Origin of the sequence: Agrobacterium sp. CGMCC 11546, assembly GCF_013365515.1 — a bacterium.
In the GTDB taxonomy this organism is placed as follows: domain Bacteria; phylum Pseudomonadota; class Alphaproteobacteria; order Rhizobiales; family Rhizobiaceae; genus Agrobacterium; species Agrobacterium fabrum.
This window is the reverse complement of the sequence record NZ_CP047390.1, coordinates 114512-132847: the sequence shown is the minus strand read 5'-3', so window position 1 is coordinate 132847 and position 18336 is coordinate 114512. Positions and strand designations below refer to the sequence as shown.

Genomic DNA, 18336 nt, shown 5'->3' with positions numbered 1-18336 from the left:
GTTCACTTTTTGGTTCTGTAGAGAACGTCGGCCGGGATGTCCGTCGGAATACGCCATTCCTCCACAAACCCTTGTTTCCCATCCGCATAACCCGTTATTAAAAGAGGTGATCGCGTCTGGATGTGAAGCTTCGGGCTAAAGCTCCGGAGGCCAAGTACTGTGGGAACATCCGAATAGGTTTCCAGTTCGGCGACGACAGCTTTCGTGTTGGTAGTTCCGGTCGCTTCGACGGCTTTTCTCCAGAGGTCAAGCCAAGCATAAATCGGATAAGGATACTGTGTACTGGGCACAGAACCGTACTTCGCTTTGAACGCTTCGGTAATTTTGTTGACTTCCGGCCGGCTATCGCCCTGAGGAAGTGCAGACGTCGGAAGATAGAAGTCCTTCAAATCCGGAACGGAATTAACCCAATAGGTTCCGTCCATTGAAGTGCCCGACATGATGGGAATAGTGATACCCGCCGCGCGAATCTGCCTGATAACGCTTGCTGCTGGCGTACCGCTAAAGCACACCATCACGTTATCAACCCCGTCGTTCTTGACGGCTTCAGCAAGTCGCGTCACCTGGGCGTTGACAGCAGCGTCGGTAAGCTTGAATGAATCGCTACCAACTACTTTCGCTTTTGAGCCGAACGCCCATTTGTATCCCGCGCAGACTGATTTCGAGTATTCGTTGATGTCATCGATGAGTTCATAACCTTTTTTGAACCCTTTCTTCTCGATGCCCCAGTCGGCCATTGTAGCCCCTTCCAACTGAGCAGCAACGGCGGAAGTGAAAACCAGTGGGCCAATGCCGACAACGCCCATTTTGGGGTCGCCCGCGCCAAGGGAGACAGAGATAACGCCCGCCTTCTGGCCTTGCAGGGCGGTCGGAGAACCGTAGTCATAATCCGCAGACACGATGAGGAGATCAACTCCTTCGGATACGAGCCGTTGGCCAGCTTTCGCGGCTTCTACCCGATCCGTCTTCGTGTCGGCCGTCAGAAGCCTGATCTTTTTGCCGCCGATTCCACCCGAGGCATTAACCCGCTCAATCCAGAGTTCGGCCATTTTGGCGCCGTCGCCGTCGTAAGCCTCCATCCAGCCCGTTTTCGCGTAGGCCATGCCGATGACAATTTCCCCGTCCTTTGCGACAACCGGGCTCGAAAGCATCAACGTGGAGGCCGAGAAAAGTATTCCTGTAACAATCGCCGAAATTTTCATAGTTCCCCCTTTTTTTGAACTATACAATTCTCGTTACATTGGTTTCTTCAAATTATATTCGAATAAGCCACATATTGTTTTTTCAACTTCTTAATGCGACTAAATAATTTCACAACCTAAGATTTTTATTCTGTGTATATTCGGTATTTCATCCTCCGTAGGCCAGTTTCTTTGATTGAATGGCACGAAGATCATTTTGGAAAATTATTTTATCTAATGCCGAACTATAGGTTTTCCTTATATTGGGACGGCTTAACGCGGCTAGTACGTTTGTTAGGAAAGTCGTTGGCGCGCGGTCTTGAGGCGCGCAAAGTCTTCACCGGCATGGTGGGAGGAACGGGTCAGCGGGCTGGAGGAGACCATCAGGAAGCCCTTGGCATAGGCGACCGTCTCGTAGGACTTGAACTCTTCCGGCGTCACGAAGGCCTCGACCTTGTGGTGCTTGCGAGTCGGCTGCAGATATTGCCCGATGGTCAGGAAGTCCACATCGGCACTGCGCAGATCGTCCATCAGCTGCAGCACTTCGTTACGCTCTTCACCGAGACCAACCATGATGCCTGACTTGGTGAACATGGTGGGGTCCAGTTCCTTCACCCGCTGCAACAGGCGCACGGAGTGGAAATAACGCGCGCCGGGGCGAACCGTGAGGTAATTGCCCGGAACGGTTTCCATGTTGTGATTGAAGACATCAGGCTTGGCGGCCACGACACGCTCCAGCGCACCGGGCTTCTTCAGGAAGTCTGGGGTGAGGATTTCGATGGTCGTCGTCGGAGACGCGGCGCGGATCGCCCAGATGACCTTTTCGAAATGTTCAGCACCGCCATCGGCGAGATCGTCACGGTCAACCGAGGTGATGACGACGTGCGAAAGGCCCATCTGCTTCACGGCCTTGGCGACGTTTTCGGGCTCGTCCATGTCAAGCGCATTGGGCTTGCCGGTCGCGACGTTGCAGAAGGCGCAGGCACGGGTGCATATTTCACCCATGATCATAAAGGTCGCGTGTTTCTTCTCCCAGCACTCGCCGATATTCGGACAGCCGGCTTCCTCGCACACCGTTACGAGCTTGTGCGAGCGGACCAGTTCGCGCGTCTCGTGATAGCCCTTGGAAGTCGGGGCCTTGACGCGGATCCATTCCGGCTTGCGCATGACCTCGGTATCGGGCCGATGCGCCTTTTCCGGGTGGCGAATGCGCTTTTCTTCGGACGACGTCCTGTCGAGAATAGTGACCATAGCCCGCCGCCACTACTCGATTGTTGCAAGGTGTTCGCCGAGGCCTACTGTTTTCCCAAGCTCCGCCGAGGCCAGAATTCGAATACGGCCAGACTTCGGGGCCAGAACACGGGTTTCCATCTTCATTGCCTCGATAAGCGCGACGGCCTCGCCCTGCGCGACTTCCGCCCCGTCCTCAACCAGCCATTGCTGGAGCGTGCCGGGAATGGGAGCTGTCACCGCGCCCTCGGCCAAGGAAACTCCCGACGCAGCTTGCGGACCTGGAGGCGCCGCGGCAAGGCCGGAGAAGAGTGCCGTTGGCAGGCCGAGCGTGTGGCGTTTGCCGTCAATCTCAATAAAGCTGCGCAGAATACCGCGTTCGACCGCATCCACACGAGCGGCGGGCTCAATGCCGCGGAATTCCGTTTCGATCCAGTTGGTGAAGACCCCAAAGCCATCCTCGCCGGTGAATGCAGGCTCATCAAGCACGGCGCGGTGGAAGGGCAGCACCGAAGCAACACCTTCAATCTTGAACTCGGCGAGCGCCCGGCGGGCGCGTATCAGCGCCTCCTCGCGTGTCGCCCCGGTGACGATGAGTTTCGCCATCATGGAATCGTATAGGCCGGGGATTTCCGAACCCGTCTCCACCCCCGCATCGAGCCGGATTCCCGGCCCGGAGGGGGCGCGGAAGAGAGTGATGAGGCCCGGCGTCGGCAGGAAGCCACGGCCGGGATCTTCGGCATTGATGCGGAACTCAAATGCGTGACCGCGCGGCGGCGGTGTCTCCGTCACTGAAAGCGGCAAGCCGTCGGCGATGCGCAACTGCTCGATGACGATATCGATGCCGGTCGTTTCCTCCGTCACCGGATGCTCGACCTGAAGGCGTGTGTTAACCTCGAGGAACGAGATCACGCCATCCTGCGAGAGCAGGAATTCCACCGTGCCCGCACCGGTATAACCCGCCGCTGCACATATGGCGCGTGCAGCGTCGTGAATACGGGAACGCTGTTCCTCGGTGATGAAAGGCGCGGGCGCTTCCTCCACCAGCTTCTGGTTGCGACGCTGCAGCGAGCAGTCGCGCGTGCCGAGAACGACGGTATTGCCGTGGCTATCGGCAACGATTTGCGCCTCGATATGGCGTGGCTTGTCGAGGAACTGCTCGGCGTAACATTCACCCCGGCCGAAGGCTTCCTTGGCCTCGCGCACGGCGGAATCGAAGAGTTCGCCGACTTCCTCCAGTTTGCGCGCCACCTTCATACCACGTCCGCCGCCACCGAACGCGGCTTTGATGGCAAGCGGCAAGCCGGCTTCCCTCGCGAACGCGACAGCCTCGGCCGCCGATGCCAGAGGGCCCGGCGACCCCTTGACGAGCGGTGCGCCGACCTTTTCGGCGATGCGCCGGGCCTCCACCTTGTCGCCGAGCGCCGTGATGACCGCAGGTCTTGGACCGACCCAAATGAGCCCGGCGTCGATCACGGCCTGAGCGAACTCCGCACGCTCCGACAGGAAGCCATAGCCCGGATGAACAGCGTCCGCGCCCGCACGCCGCGCGATTTCCACGATCTTCCCGATGTCGAGATAAGTGTCCGCCGGCCGGCCGGGACCGAGGCCATAGGCCTCGTCGGCAAGCTCAACATAAAGCGAGCTGGCGTCGGCATCCGAGTAGATAGCGACCGAGGCGACACCGTAGTCGCGGGCGGCGCGGGCGATGCGGATGGCGATTTCGCCGCGATTGGCGATGAGCAGCTTTTTCATCAGTCGGTTTCCCGGATAAGAGGATCGAAGGCGGCGATAGAATTGAAGCGGATGTTCGCGCCGATGGGAATCTGGCCGGCGAGATCGAGATGATGGCGCGCGACGACGCCGATCACCGGATAACCGCCGGTCAGCGGATGGTCGGTTAGGAAGAGTACAGGCTGGCCGCTATGCGGCACCTGGATCGCACCGAGCGCCGTTGCTTCCGAGGGAAGCTCGGCCGTGTCGCGCCTTTCCAACGGATCGGCGCCGGAAAGCCGTACTCCAACGCGGCTCGACTCCGCCGTCACCTGCCATTCCTGTAAAAGCAGTGTTTCCACGCCCTTGTCCGTGAACCAGTCGGTGCGAGGCCCGAGAACGACGTCGAGCGTCACCGTCTCGCCGGCACGCGGCAGGCGTGGCGGCTGCGGCCGGTCGGCGTCGACGGCGGCAGCGTAAGCATTCGCTATACCGAGTATGTCGCCTGCGATAACGGGCGGGGGGCCAACTTTCGCCAACGTGTCGGTGGATGCCGAACCAAGAATGGACTCGACAGCAAAGCCGCCCCGCAATGCCAGATAACTACGCGTACCTTCAGGCGGAAAACCGAGTGTCAACTCGTCCCCCGCATCAAGCGAGAAAGGGCGGGCGAATGGAGCCGATATTTCGCGCCCGGCCGCCGTGCGGATAGTAAGCGGGCTGGGAGCGCCGGTCACGGCGAGCGTCACCGGCCGGTCCGCCTTGAGCGCGAAGCCGCCAAAGGCGATCTCGATGACCGCCGCGCCGCGGGTATTGCCCACGCAGAGATTGGCTTCGGCGAGGCTTGCACGGTCGAGCGCACCAGCCTCCGAAACGCCCTGATCGGCCCGGCCAGGGCGTCCGAAATCCTGATAGAGCGCCGGGCGATCGGCGCGGGTGATCTTGAGACCTTCGGAAGAGCGCGCATCTTGTTCCCGCCGAGCCGAAGCGGATAACGGCATGGTCGCGCCCTTCGCCATGCCGCGGAAGCGCACGCGGTCGCCAGGCGCGAGGAGAGCGGCGCGTGGGCGATTGGTGTCCCACATCGCGAGCGTAGTTCTGCCGAGAAGCTGCCAGCCGCCGGGACTGTCGGACGGGTAGACCCCCCCGAACGTGCCCGCTATGGCGACGGAGCCGGCGGGAATGCGCACGCGCGGGCTTTTCCGGCGCGGCACGTCGAAACCGGGATCGTCGCACGTCATGTAGGCAAAGCCCGGCGCGAAGCCGGTGAAGGCAACGGTAAACGTGGCTTCGGTGTGGCGACGAATGACCTCCTCCACCGTCCAACCAAGGATTTCCGCCACATCGCCGAGATCCTCGCCGTCATAAATGACGGGGATTTCGAAGACCTGGCCCTGCCTCGCGCTGCGAACGGACAGGTCGATGGCGGAGATCGCCACCGCAAGGCGAGCGCGATCGGTGAATAATGGGTCGAAGTGAACCATTACCGTGCGGGCAGCCGGCACCAGTTCCGTCACGCCTTCCGGCCGGGCGGCGAGCAGACCGTCGAGCAATGTCAGCGTCGTTTCCAGATTTTCAAGCTCAACGAGGAGAGCGTTGCCGCCTGCTGGAAGAAAGCGAAGACGATCACGCATGGCCAATAATCCCTGCGGCAAAGGGCTTCAGGTCGATGCCGCGGGTGACGAGCGTCTCACGCAGGTTGCGCGCGATCCCTACGGCCGTCGGCGTATCGCCGTGAATGCAGATCGATTGAGTTTCGAGCCGAACCTCAGAACCGTCTATGGCGGTGATACAGCCCTCGGTCACGAGGCGCAAAATACGGTCCGCGACAACTGCCGGATCATGGATGACGGAGCCCGGAAGGCGTCGACTGACGAGACTGCCGTCGGCATTGTAGGCGCGATCGGCGAAAGCCTCGCAGACAACCGTGAGGCCAGCTTCGCGAGCCTTCTCCACGATCGGCGCGCCGGCAAGAACCATTAATATGAGTGACGGATCGACCGCCTTGACGGCGTCTATCACGTCGGCGGCCTGACGGGCATCATGGGCGATCGTGTTATAGAGAGCACCGTGAGGCTTGACGTAGCGCACCGTCGTTCCGGCGGCCTTGGCGAGTCCCATCAGCGCGCCTATCTGATAGACAGTATCGCCGAAGAGTTCGGCGCTGGAAGGGTCCATGTTGCGGCGGCCGAAGCCGACGAGATCGCGATAACCGACATGTGCGCCCACGGAAACGCCACGACTGGCGGCCTCCGCCAGCACGCTCATGATGCCCGCCGGGTCACCGGCATGAAAACCGCAGGCGACGTTCGCGCTGGTGACGAGCGACAGCATCGACATGTCATCGCCCATAGGCCAAGGACCGAAGCTTTCACCAAGGTCGCTGTTCAAATCGATACTTGCCACTTTCACTATCCATTGCATTTGCGTTCTTCGTCAGAAGCCGGCTTCATGAGCGGCGTTCGACAGCTGCTGCGCTTTGCACCAAATCTCGATTGAGCAGCGCGCTCTAGGCTCTTATTTTCCTGGATCGTCTGTACTGGTCGATGACGACGGCGAAGACGATAATGGCGCCTTTGATGATCTCCTGGTAATAGGAGCCGATCTTCAGGTAGGTGAAGCCGGAGGTGATCACCCCGAGGATGATCGTACCGATCAGGGTCCCTGTGATCCGGCCTGCGCCGCCGGCGAGCGAGGTGCCGCCGATGACAGCCGCCGCGATCGCATCGAGCTCATAGGCGGTGCCCATGGTCGGCTGCGCCGAAGCCGCCCGCGCCGCAGTGACCACGCCGGCCAGCCCCGAGAGCAGTCCCGCCACCGCATAAACCTTGATGAGATGCGAGCCGATGTCGATGCCGGAGACGCGCGCGGCCTGCGGGTTCGAGCCGATCGCATAGGTGTATTTGCCATAGCGCGTATAGCTGAGGGCTATATGGGACAGGATGGCGACCGCGAGAAAGATGAGGACCGGCAACGGAACCGGGAAGCCGAGGATGAGGAAGCTCTTGCCAAGCCAGGTGAACTCCGGCGTCAGCAGCGCGATCGGCTGCCCCATCGTATACCACTTGGCGACGCCTCTGGCGCAGACCATCATCCCGAGCGTGGCGATGAAGGGGGGAATGGCGGTCTTGGCGATCAGCACGCCGCTGATCCAGCCGGCCAACAGCCCGACAATCAGACCGGCAAGGATCGGCCATATGGGCGACAGGTCGGTCAGAGCGGGATAAAGCGCGCGCAGATCGGTGGAACTCTGGGCCAGGGACGCGGCGACCATGGCGGTCAGGCCGACCACCGAGCCGGACGCCAGATCGATGCCGCCGGTAATGATGACGTGCGTCACGCCCACCGCCAGAATTCCGATCACCGAAACCTGGAGGATGATGATCGACAGCCGCTGTTGATTGGCAAGGAACGAATTGCCGACAAAAATCCAGCCGAGAACCTCGAATGTCAGGGCAATGCCAACCAGCACAACCAGCATCGACATCTCGCTCTGGAACTTCCTTTTCGGTGCACGCTTTTCCGCCACTGCCGTGGCTTCCGATGAAGTCGTCATTGAGCCGCAAGCTCCATGATCTTGACCTGATCAGCCTCGGCGCGATCAAGAATGCCGGCGACCCGTCCCTGACGCACCGTAACGACACGATCGCTCATGCCCAGAACCTCCGGCAATTCCGAGGAAATCATGATGACGGCGACGCCTTCCCCGGCAAGTGTGGAGATCATACGGTGAATTTCCGCCTTGGCGCCGACATCGATCCCCCGCGTCGGTTCGTCCAGAATGAGAATGCGTGGCTTCGTCAGCAGCCAGCGCCCGATCAGGACCTTTTGCTGATTGCCGCCTGACAGGTTGATGATAGGCTCGTCCATGCTCGCCGTCTTGACGCGAAGTGACTCTCTCATAATCTCACATTCATCAGCGAGCCGTGTCTGCTCGACAAACCCATGTCGCACATACCCGCTGCGGAGCGCGGCCATTTGCATATTCGCCTGGATATCGAGAAGCAGAAAGCAGCCGGATTCCTTCCGGTCTTCCGTGAGAAAAGCTATGCCGTGCTCCATCGCAATGCTGGGCGACCGCACGTCAATACGCGCGCCCTTGATTTCGATCGTACCGGATGTTGCGGGAGTGACGCCGAAAATCGTCTCGGCAATATTCGAGCGTCCGGCGCCGACAAGCCCCGCAATGCCCAGAATTTCTCCTTCCCTCAAGTCGAACGACACATCTTCAAACACGCCCGCCAGACATAAGTTTTTAACGCTGAGAACGACGTCACCGATCTTCGCCGGCATTTTCGGAAACATCTGCGAAATCTCGCGGCCGACCATCATCCGAATGACCTCGTCACGGGTCAGTTCGCTGGCAGCTTTGGTCGCAATATGCTTCCCATCGCGGAATATCGAGACCTCGTCGGCGATCTCAAACAACTCATTCATCTTGTGCGTGATGTAGATGATGCCCTTGCCGCGTTCCCTGAGGGTTCGAATGATGCGGAAAAGGTGCTCGACTTCCCGCTCCGTAAGCGCCGACGTCGGTTCGTCCATGATGAGCACATCCGATTCGTAAGAAACGGCCTTTGCGATCTCAACCATCTGTCGGCTTGCAACAGAGAGGTCACCCACACGTTCTTCTGGATCCAGATCAATGCCGAGTTCCAGAAATAGCTCTTCAGTCCTTCTGGCCAGCTCGTGGTGGTCGACCAACCCAAAGCGGTTTTTCGGCTCCCGCCTGATCCAAATGTTTTCCGCAACCGTCATGTGATTCATCAGGTTCAGCTCCTGATGGATCATGGCGATGCCGTTATCCAACGCATCAAGCGGGCTGCGAAGTCGAATGGGGAGTGAGTTCAGGAAGAACTCTCCGGCGTCCGGTGTATAAATTCCGGCAATGATCTTCATCAGAGTCGACTTACCAGCGCCGTTCTCACCCATCAGCGCGTGGACTGTGCCTCTTTTCAAACAGAAGGAGACATTATCCAGCGCGACGTTTCCCGAGAATTCCTTTCGAACATCTCGAACTTCCAACAAGTACTCAGCTGCGGGGACAGCGCCGCTCTCACGCACGGCTTTGATGGTCGACGGGGATACCTTTTCCATATCGTGCTCCTCAATCCCGACCGCAGGAGACGTGCTGTGCGTCGCATGCTTTTATGCCGAAGAAAGCGGGTAATCCCATAGGACCTGCAGACGCTGATCGAGCGACGGGGCCTGTTTCGACAGTTATGCGTTTCATCTCGTGTTCCCCTTGTTTTTGTTCAGCGGTTTTTCTGCCGCCAGACGCTGTATGTCAGCGTTGGATCTAAGCCGACTCTCGCAACTGCAGAGAGAAGGGCAGGATTATGTTTCTTGTCTCTGGCTGGTCGGTCTGACCCGACGAGATTAATTCGGCGATAGCCGGACCAAAATCCAACGCCGGCACTCTCACGGTTGAAAGCCAGGGTGCGAGCCATTCGTTGAGGCGATTGTCATCGAACCCAAAGATGACAAGGTCCTCGGGTATGCTGAAGCTCTGCTCTATCGCAGCGCGATGCACCCCGTAGGCGATCATGTCATTTGCGCAGAAAATCGAATACTTCACCGAAGCATTCGCCAAAAGCGACCGCGCGCAGTCATATCCGGCCTGCATCGTGTAGGCGCACTCGAATTGACGCACATTTACCCCTTCTCCGAGACCCGCAAGGAATCCATCGAGACGATCAGTGCTGCCCGAATAGTGCCTTGGTGCATGTATCGCCACGGGGTTGGCATATCCTTGCTGGACAAAGTATCGTCCCACGGAAAACCCAGCCTGAAAGTTGTCGATACCGACATAGGGTGCAACTATACCCGACGCAGGCCGACGATTAACGAAAATGAGGTTACGGTGCTGCTCCACGAATTCGCGCAATCGCGGCGTATCAATTGCTCCCTGCAGGATAATCGCCCGTGCGCGTAACCCCTGTGCGTCGGACAACAATCGATCTTGCTGAGCCGCTTTTTCACCCGTATTAGCCAGGACCATGGAAAGGCCGATGTCTTTGAGGGCGCTTTCCACGGAGACCGCAACATCCGCTGTAAAATGGTTTGTCGCGTCGGGAACCAACATCATGACGACGCGACTCTGTGATAGGCGCAGAGACCTCCCAATCTCGGATGGTGTATAGCCAAGCGCTTTTGCCGCCCGCTGCACGCTCTCGATTTTGTGAGGCGACACCGCATCGGCTTTCCCGGAAAAATATCTCGAGACCGTCGCCGTTGACACACCTGAAAGGCGGGCGACGTCTCTAATAGTTGGGGGCTTTGCCATCGACATCAACCAAGTTTCTACGGAACCTTCATCAGAAAACCAACAAATTCGATTTCTACGCCGCCCTTTCGCCCAGAGCCGGCTCGACTTGTTCGATATTTTCCCAGGCACCGGTCTGTCCTGAGACGAGGATTGCCTCTGCGATGCGCTCGATCTGCACGCCGTCCTTGAAGTCCGGCGAAGCCGCCGTCTTGTCGGCGATGGCCTTCAGGAAGTTGTACCATTCGATCGACTTGATATCGATGTAGCCCTGCCCCATGCCGGCAACCGGCCAGAGCTTGTCGCCGAACGGCTGGTTCGGACCGGAATAGATGGTGCGGAAGCCGAAGGCATCGGCCGGATCATCGGCAAAGGCGACGCGCAGCTCATTTAGACGCTGATAATCGAAGGCGATCGAGCCCTTCGAGCCGTGGATCTCGAAGCCGAGCTGGTTATGATGACCCCAGGAATTGCGCGTCACTTCAATCGTGCCATGCGCGCCGTTCGAGAATTTGATCATCGTCAGCGCGGTGTCATCGACATCGACCTTGCCCTTCTCCGTCGATGCAGCCCCGCTCGGACCAAAGAAGCGGCCGGCCGGCAGCGGACGCTCCGGGATGAAGGTCTTGACGATTGCGTTGACCGAAGCGAACTCACCGACCAGAAGGCGCGCGGCGTCAATCACATGTGTCCCGATATCGCCGAGCGTACCAGAGCCCGCCAGCGCCTTGTTGAAGCGCCAGGAGAGCGGCTTTTCCGGGTCCGCGCCCCAGTCCTGCAGGTAATAACCGCGGAAGGTCAGGATGTCGCCAATGCGTCCCTCCTCGATCAACTTCCTGGCCATCTGGAGGGCCGGCGTATGGCGGTAGTTATAAGACACCATCGTCACAACACCGGTCTCTTCCGCAGCCGCGAGCATGGCTTCCGCCTCTGCGACCGTCATCGACATCGGCTTCTCGCACATGATGTGCTTGCCAGCCCTGGCGGCGGCTATCGCAATCTCGGCGTGGGTACTGTTGGGCGTGCAGATATCAACGATGTCGATATCGGGCCGTGAAACGACTTCCCGCCAGTCAGTTGCATATTCCGCAAAACCATATTGTTTGGCGGCGTTCTGCGCCAACTCCTCGTCGATATCGACGACCACCTTGCGCTCAATCTCGATCGGCGCGCCGAACAGGATCGGCACAACCGCCGTCGCTATCGAATGGGCTTTGCCCATGAACCCCGTGCCAATAAGCGCAACATTCAACTTCTTCACTGGTAGGCCTCCATTGGGCAGCACATAATCAATGCCCTTGATCGTAAGTTCCCGCAGCCATTAAGACTGTCAAATTTGTGATGTTAACGTATACAACAACACAAAAATCATAATGTCAACGATTACATTTTTGTTGACCGATCTGTTCATAAGCGTAGGATGATCAAAAAAGGGGAGCGTAAAAATGCGGTACTACGGTCAAATCTCACATCGCCAAACAATCTTTATCATCGCCGTTGGGCTCGCGGTGAGCGCGCTTCTTTATCTCAGCACCTAGAGGCAAACTTAAAAATCCAACGGGGTGTTTGGTAACCTTTGATTAAGGCCGCCCCTTAAAAGCAAGTGAATGCAGGGGCCTTTGCATTCATATATTCAAGAGATACTCGACAGACGCCACAGACTGGACCAGCGAAGAGGCAGACAACATAATATCGAATAAAACGAGTAATTCCGGGACTTACTTTAACTTGCGACATATTCGTTCTTATGGTTCGAATGATGCCTTCTTCAGTTAAACGCCCGGATGCCTTGGGAGGCAGGGTGGACCAAATGTCACCAGTGGGGTTTTTGAAACTGAAACTGACCGCTCCGTAAATCCTGTTCGCTAATATTGGTTATCAACATATATCCAGGACTGTGAGCGATTGCGATTGGCGGCCTCGCCTGTTCCAACGCCACCTGCGGTGTTACACCACATGCCCAGAATACAGGCACCTCTCCATCGCGCACCGGTACACTGTCTCCGAAGTCGGGAGACGACAAATCGGAAATCCCGATCGCGGACGGATCCCCAAAATGCACAGGAGCACCATGTACTTGTGGCATCGTGGCTGTAATCTCGATGGCACGGATAGCGTCCGCCGGCGAAAATGGTCGCATGGATACGACATAGCGCCCTTTGAACGGACCGGCTGACTGACATTGGATGTTTGTTCTGTACATCGGCACATTCGTGCCGAGTTCAATATGCCGAACACCAATTCCGGCATCCATCAACGCTCCTTCAAAGGAAAAAGAACAACCAATCAAAAACGTAACGAAATCATCCTGCCAAAGAGCACGGATGTCATCTAGCTCATCAACCAGCGCTCCATCCCGAAAGACGCGATAACGCGGAAGATCGGTACGAATATCGATGCCTGCTCCTGCCCCAGGAAGTGAAGGATCTCCAGGATTGCCCACAGCAAGCAGAGGGCAGGGTTTTGGGTTTGCCAAGCAAAACTGCAAAAAATCGGTAGCCCAAACCTTCGGAAGCACAACGAGATTGCCTTGCGCAAAACCCGGTGCCATCCCCGAGGTTTGATCCACAATTAAACCGTTGCGAATATCGGCGCGAATATTCTGAGGGTTCATCACGTTCATTTGCGGGTTCTTCATCCTGAACTTCCAAACGTGTAGCCATTTGGACTGGATTAATCTTGCGGCTACGAGATCAGCCTAAATTTCTCAAGCTTTACGGATTCGACCCACCCGCTAATTTTCTCACCAAACGCCTTCATCGACGGCGTGTTATTGTGAGTTTCCAGAGAAGATTCATCTTCCCAAATTTCATAAAATACAAAAGTACCGGGATTCTCGATCGATTCATGCAGATCATATTGCACAAATCCGGGCTCCGTTTTGGCAATGGGTACGAGAGTGCCCAGTGCGTCCCCAAGCTGCGAGCGCCACTCTGTCTTGGCCACGATCGTTGCAACAACAAATAACTTGTCTTTCATTTGGAATACCTGTCCGCTTTCGTCGAAGTGGTTGTTGTTTCCGGTCCGCGCGTTTCAGCTTAGTTCAATTGAAACCGGCGTCTTGATCGAATTCGCGATAAAGCAGCCTTTGTGCGCGCGGTGATGCATGCGCTCAAGTGCCTTATGATCCGGCTGTTTTTCTGAACTGAAAGTGGCTTTGGGATGGAGAGTGATTTCGGAAACCCAGAACGCTCCGTCCGATCCTTTCGAGACTTTGCCTAGAGCATTGTCCTGATAGGTCTCGACCTTATAACCACTTCCCTCGCATATCGCGAGAAAGTAGAGCATGTGGCAACTGGCCAGTGCATTGACGAGAAGCTGTTCCGGGTCCGCCAATTCGCCACTACCCATATATTCTGTCGCCGCAGAGACCGGAACAGACACGCTCGAACTGTAGAGCGCACGATGGTCGCGACTATAGGTTCCTGCATTTTCGATATGGGGCTTCGCCTTCCATTCGAGGCGAACCGAGTGCTCGGACATAACGTGTATCCTCTATAATTGCTTCGATATCGTCAGCAGAGCTTGCTGCGACGCGGACCTTCAGGCGTGTTCGAGCACATCGACCATAGCCTGCGCGATCTGAAGGTCGGCTTCGACCGGTCCGCCCGACGCGCCTACTCCGCCAATTACCGACTTCCCGTTGCGAACCGGCAGGCCGCCGCCGAAAACCACGAACGGTCGCCGACCGCCGAGAGAATCCAGTCCGTAAAGCTCGCGGCCTGGCTGTACGATATCAAGCCAGTTGCCAGAAGGTGAGCGCAAGGCAAGTGCGGTGTAGGCCTTGCCTTGTGCGATCTCAACCGTGGAAAGCGCCGCATCATCAACCCGCAAAAAGGCAAGCAGATTGCCTCCAGCATCAACAATCGCAAGCGAAGACGGCTCTTCAATTTCTCGCGCCTTCGAAGCACCGGCCATAATGGCCTTAATCGCAGCTTCATGGGTAATCGTGGAAGCCATTGCCGTATTCTCCTTCTGATTGGCCGACCATGGGCCTAGTTGTAGATGCCGCCGTCGACGTTGATGGCCTGTGCGGTGACGTAGGACGCTTCATCTGACGCCAAATAAACAAAAAGTGGCGCCACCTCCTCCGGTGAGGCCTGACGGCCCAGCGGAATCAGGATCGGGACCAGCGATTCCTGTTTGTCCCTGCCCCCGAGATACTCGATGGCTGGCTGATTAAACGGGGTGTCGATCCAACCTGGGCAAACCGCGTTTACGCGTATGCCATCGCGAGCAAGTTCGAGCGCAAGCGTCGTCGTCAATCCGATAACAGCGGCCTTGGAGGATGAATAACTGAGAAGGCCCGGCGCACCTCGCTTACCAGCCAGAGACGACATCATTACGATCGAGGCTTTTTTTGCCGCCCGTAGATGCTTCACGGACTCCCTTGCAAAAATGAAATTCGCACGGACATTGATCGCGAATACCTTGTCCCAATTACTTGTGGTGAACTCTTCAAACTTTCCGGACAATTGGATGCCCGCATTAAGGCACAGCGTGTCCAAACCGCCCATCCAGTCTACTGACCGGGATATGGCAGCCTCGATTTCATCTTCCTTCGAAATATCCGCCTTTATAAAACGGACGCGTTCACCAAATCGCTTCTCGACCTCCGCACCACGTGTCGAGTCTATGTCGACAACTGACACCGTTGCACCCTCGGCAACAAAAGCTTCGAGAATAGCAAGGCCAATATTGGCGACACCTCCCGTTAGAAGGACGCGTTTTCCTGACAGTCTTCCGGACATTCGGTATCTCCCAATTAAGTTCGTTTAGGTAAAAATACGAGCGGCAAACGAACGTCGTTCAACCGTGCTGTATATTTTTCCTGATTGCCTCGTTGACCGTAGATGATGCCTCCATTTGCGGCATGTGTCCGACGGAAGGAATGACGCGCAACTCGACATTTGCGGGTAGATCCTCACGCCGTGGCAAAGGCACGATCTGGTCATCCTGGCCCCAGATAAGCAAGACCGGACACGAGAGTGCAGAGAGCGTTTCACTAATCGCCTGGACCTGCCCGGCCTCATTGGCGATCACGCCCGCAATCTCGGTAAGTGCCTCGGATACGCCTTCGAGCCGTTTGAAACGCAATGTTCCCTCGACCATGTCATTGGTGATCTTCGACGGATCAGCAAACAGCCGTTCCAAAACCCCCTGTAACGGCCGCCGGCGCTCAGCCGCGATGAAGTCGATGAGAAAGTCGCGACTGATCTCCTTGCCCAAGCCGATCGGCGCAATCAACGTGACCGACGCAATGCGAGACGGCTCCCGGGCCGCTATCGATGCTGCGACGGCGCCACCGAATGAATGCGCAACGACGTGGATCCTGGTTGCTGCGACATCCTGGATTGACCCCAGCACGGCCGATGTGATTCCGGAAAGAACATCAGGGCCTGTAATGGGGGTGGAATTGCCGTGCCCCGGTAAGTCTACCGCGATCGTACGCATCGTCTGGGCGATCTCGGGCTGATTAAAGAGCCAGGTCGTCAGGTCGCCGCCGAAACCATGCAGGAACAGCACGATATCCTTGTCCCCTTCCCCAGCCTCGAGAAGATTTACCGTGCCGCCGCCAACAGCCACAGAACGCGGGGCGATTGCATTACCGCCCCCCTCCTCGCCGACGCCCATCCTGTCGGCATAACTCGCGATGAAGGCTTCGATCTCGTCCTGTGTTGCTGCGTCGTCGGTGATAACACCGGCAAGCGCGCCGACCGGAGCCGTTGTACCTTCCTCCAGAACGATGCGTCGCAGTGTACCACTGGCGGCGGACTCGACCACATTGGTGACCTTGGTCGTTTCGATCTCAAGAATCTCCTGACCTCGAACGATGGTGTCGCCTTCGCCCACCATCCATTGGGTGATTTTCCCCTCGGTCATTGTCATTCCCCATTTGGGAACGGTGACGGCTTCGATAAGAGACATCAGATTACCTCTTCACGATAGATTTGGCGGCCTGCGCCACAGCGTCGGGGGTCGGCACATAGGCGTCCTCAAGATTGGGCGCATAGGGCACTGGAGTATGAGGGGCCGTAACGAGCTTGATCGGCGCCTTCAGGGCATCGAAGCACTTGTCCGCGAAGAGCGCCGAGATATCAGTGGCAACAGAGCAGCGCGGATTGGCCTCGTCGACGATGACGATACGACCGATACGTTCGGCCTCCTCAAGCAGCGTGTCTTCATCGAGCGGCGACGTCGTGCGCGGATCGATGATGCAAGCGGAAATACCCTCTGCGGCAAGCTGGCGAGCCGCTTCTTCGGCCACACCAACCATCCGGCCGATGGCCACGATCAGAACATCCTTGCCATCACGAACCACGCGTGCCTCGCCGAACGGGATCGTATAAGACCCGTCCGGAACTTCCCCGACCGTGTCATAGAGCATCTTGTGCTCCAGGAAGATCACCGGATCGTCATCCCGGATGGCCTGCAAAAGGAGGCCTTTGGCGTCATAGGGATTGGAGGGGATGACCACCTTCAGACCCGGAATATGGGTGAAGATCGGATAGAGCGCCTGCGTGTGCTGTGAACCGGAGCGGCTGCCGGCGCCATAGGTGGCACGGATAACCAGAGGCGTCTTGGCGCGGCCGCCGAACATGTACCGGAACTTCGCAGCCTGGTTCATGATCTGGTCGAGACACACGCCGGCAAAGTCTACGAACATGATTTCTGCGATCGGCCGAAGTCCCGTCAGGGCTGCACCGGCCGCCGCGCCGATGAAGGCTGCTTCGCTGATTGGCGTGTCACGAATACGCTCCGGCCCGAAGGCATCAAGCAGACCCTTGGTCACCCCGAACGGACCACCCCAGGCGTCTTTCACACCCTTCGCCCCGGCGCCGCCGGTCAGGTCCTCGCCCATCATGATCACGCGGGGGTCTCGTGCCATCTCCGAGTGGAGCGCATCATTCAGAGCTTGGCGAAAAGATTTTTTGGCCATGATCGTAGTCCTTACAGATACTTGACGTAGACGTCGGTCGTGAGAGCCGAAAGCGGCGGAAACGGCGCAGCGCGCGCAGCGCTGACCGCGCGATCGATCTCAGCCTCCACAGTCTGATCCACGGCATTGAGTTCGGCAGCATCGAGAAGCGACACATCCTTGACGTGCTTGCGGAATTTGACTAGGCAATCGCGATCCTGGCGCATCGCCGCCTTCTCTTCCGGCGTCCGGTAGTTGTCCGGATCGCCGCTGTAGTGGCCATAGTAGCGCGGAACATGGATATGCAACATCGTCGGCCCGCCGCCAGTGCGCGCGCGCGCGACAGCCTCGCCTGCCGCGGTATAAACGGCGAATACATCCGTTCCATCAACTTCGATCGCGGGAATGTCATAGCTCTCGGCCCGCCGCATGAAGCTGCCGGCGGAAACATGCTCGTTTGCAGTTGCCTCACCAAATCCGTTGTCTTCAATGGCGAAGATAATCGGCAGATCCCAGATCTTGGCGAGGTTGAAGCTCTCGGACATCACGCCCTCGTTCATCGCCCCATCGCCGGCGAAGGCGACCGCCACCTGCCCTGTCCCTTGAATTTTAGCACTCAAGGCCGCGCCACAGGTGATCGGAGCACCGGCCGCAACAATCCCGTTCGCTCCCAGCATGCCCTTGCGAAGATCCGCAATGTGTTGGGACCCGCCCTTGCCGCCGCAGGTGCCGCTGGCCTTGCCGAAGAGCTCCGCCATCATGCTGTCAATGTCGACGCCCTTGGCGATCGAATGGCCGTGGCCGCGATGGGTCGACGAGATATAATCGTCTCCATTCAGGTGCAGACAGACGCCGACGGCACTTGCCTCCTGGCCAGCATAGAGATGCGTGTTGCCGGGAATGTCACCGGTCGCCATCTCGTCCATCACGCGCTCTTCGAAGCGCCGGATCGTCCGCATCGTGCGGTAAACCGAAACAAGTTCGTCGTGCGGTAACTGAAGTCCTGACATAATTTCCTCGTGGATATA

17 protein-coding genes are annotated in these 18336 nt (G+C 57.8%); all 17 read right to left on the bottom strand.

Annotation, left to right across the window (positions count from 1 at the left end; all coding sequences use genetic code 11):
• Positions 1 to 2: 2 nt before the first annotated feature.
• Positions 3 to 1202, bottom strand: a complete 1200-nt coding sequence (locus tag GSF67_RS25340; RefSeq protein WP_006311623.1) for an ABC transporter substrate-binding protein — start codon at positions 1200 to 1202, stop codon at positions 3 to 5.
• A gap of 273 nt (positions 1203 to 1475) precedes the next feature.
• On the bottom strand, positions 1476 to 2432 hold the full coding sequence (gene lipA / locus GSF67_RS25335) for a lipoyl synthase (protein WP_006311624.1): 957 nt from the start codon (positions 2430 to 2432) through the stop codon (positions 1476 to 1478).
• 12 nt (positions 2433 to 2444) lie between these two features.
• Positions 2445 to 4166, bottom strand: coding sequence for a biotin carboxylase N-terminal domain-containing protein (locus tag GSF67_RS25330; RefSeq protein WP_006311625.1), 1722 nt, complete (start codon positions 4164 to 4166; stop codon positions 2445 to 2447).
• The gene (locus GSF67_RS25325) at positions 4166 to 5758 is read right to left on the bottom strand and encodes an urea amidolyase family protein (RefSeq protein WP_006311626.1); all 1593 of its coding nucleotides are present in this window, start codon (positions 5756 to 5758) and stop codon (positions 4166 to 4168) included. Before GSF67_RS25325 ends, GSF67_RS25330 begins: the two co-directional genes overlap by 1 nt.
• Complete coding sequence (locus GSF67_RS25320; RefSeq protein WP_035214858.1) at positions 5751 to 6530, bottom strand: LamB/YcsF family protein; 780 nt, start codon at positions 6528 to 6530, stop codon at positions 5751 to 5753. Before GSF67_RS25320 ends, GSF67_RS25325 begins: the two co-directional genes overlap by 8 nt.
• Before the next feature lie 103 nt (positions 6531 to 6633).
• A complete protein-coding gene (locus GSF67_RS25315) occupies positions 6634 to 7680 on the bottom strand; it encodes an ABC transporter permease (RefSeq protein WP_045025142.1) in 1047 nt (348 codons plus the stop codon).
• Positions 7677 to 9221 (bottom strand): sugar ABC transporter ATP-binding protein, encoded by a 1545-nt coding sequence (locus tag GSF67_RS25310; RefSeq protein ID WP_006311629.1) that lies wholly within the window; start codon positions 9219 to 9221, stop codon positions 7677 to 7679. The genes GSF67_RS25315 and GSF67_RS25310 overlap by 4 nt, the downstream gene beginning before the upstream one ends.
• 202 nt (positions 9222 to 9423) lie before the next feature.
• Positions 9424 to 10410, bottom strand: a complete 987-nt coding sequence (locus GSF67_RS25305) for a LacI family DNA-binding transcriptional regulator (protein ID WP_035214860.1) — start codon at positions 10408 to 10410, stop codon at positions 9424 to 9426.
• 55 nt (positions 10411 to 10465) lie between these two features.
• Entirely contained in the window at positions 10466 to 11650 is a 1185-nt protein-coding gene (locus tag GSF67_RS25300; RefSeq protein ID WP_176072108.1) for a Gfo/Idh/MocA family protein, read from the bottom strand.
• A gap of 552 nt (positions 11651 to 12202) precedes the next feature.
• Positions 12203 to 13027 carry a putative hydro-lyase gene (locus GSF67_RS25295; RefSeq protein ID WP_006316604.1) on the bottom strand — a complete coding sequence of 275 codons (825 nt, stop codon included), beginning with the start codon at positions 13025 to 13027 and terminating at the stop codon, positions 12203 to 12205.
• A 47-nt stretch (positions 13028 to 13074) separates the two neighbouring features.
• A complete protein-coding gene (locus GSF67_RS25290) occupies positions 13075 to 13368 on the bottom strand; it encodes a putative quinol monooxygenase (RefSeq protein ID WP_006316605.1) in 294 nt (97 codons plus the stop codon).
• A 54-nt stretch (positions 13369 to 13422) separates the two neighbouring features.
• Positions 13423 to 13872 (bottom strand): OsmC family protein, encoded by a 450-nt coding sequence (locus GSF67_RS25285; protein ID WP_006316606.1) that lies wholly within the window; start codon positions 13870 to 13872, stop codon positions 13423 to 13425.
• A gap of 60 nt (positions 13873 to 13932) precedes the next feature.
• The gene (locus GSF67_RS25280) at positions 13933 to 14349 is read right to left on the bottom strand and encodes a heme-binding protein (protein ID WP_006316607.1); all 417 of its coding nucleotides are present in this window, start codon (positions 14347 to 14349) and stop codon (positions 13933 to 13935) included.
• 35 nt (positions 14350 to 14384) lie between these two features.
• On the bottom strand, positions 14385 to 15140 hold the full coding sequence (locus GSF67_RS25275; RefSeq protein ID WP_006316608.1) for an SDR family NAD(P)-dependent oxidoreductase: 756 nt from the start codon (positions 15138 to 15140) through the stop codon (positions 14385 to 14387).
• A 58-nt stretch (positions 15141 to 15198) separates the two neighbouring features.
• A complete protein-coding gene (locus tag GSF67_RS25270) occupies positions 15199 to 16317 on the bottom strand; it encodes an acetoin dehydrogenase dihydrolipoyllysine-residue acetyltransferase subunit (RefSeq protein WP_006316609.1) in 1119 nt (372 codons plus the stop codon).
• Between the two features lie 4 nt (positions 16318 to 16321).
• Entirely contained in the window at positions 16322 to 17329 is a 1008-nt protein-coding gene (locus tag GSF67_RS25265; RefSeq protein WP_176072107.1) for an alpha-ketoacid dehydrogenase subunit beta, read from the bottom strand.
• A gap of 11 nt (positions 17330 to 17340) precedes the next feature.
• Entirely contained in the window at positions 17341 to 18318 is a 978-nt protein-coding gene (locus tag GSF67_RS25260; protein ID WP_128822120.1) for a thiamine pyrophosphate-dependent dehydrogenase E1 component subunit alpha, read from the bottom strand.
• Between the last annotated feature and the right edge of the window lie 18 nt (positions 18319 to 18336).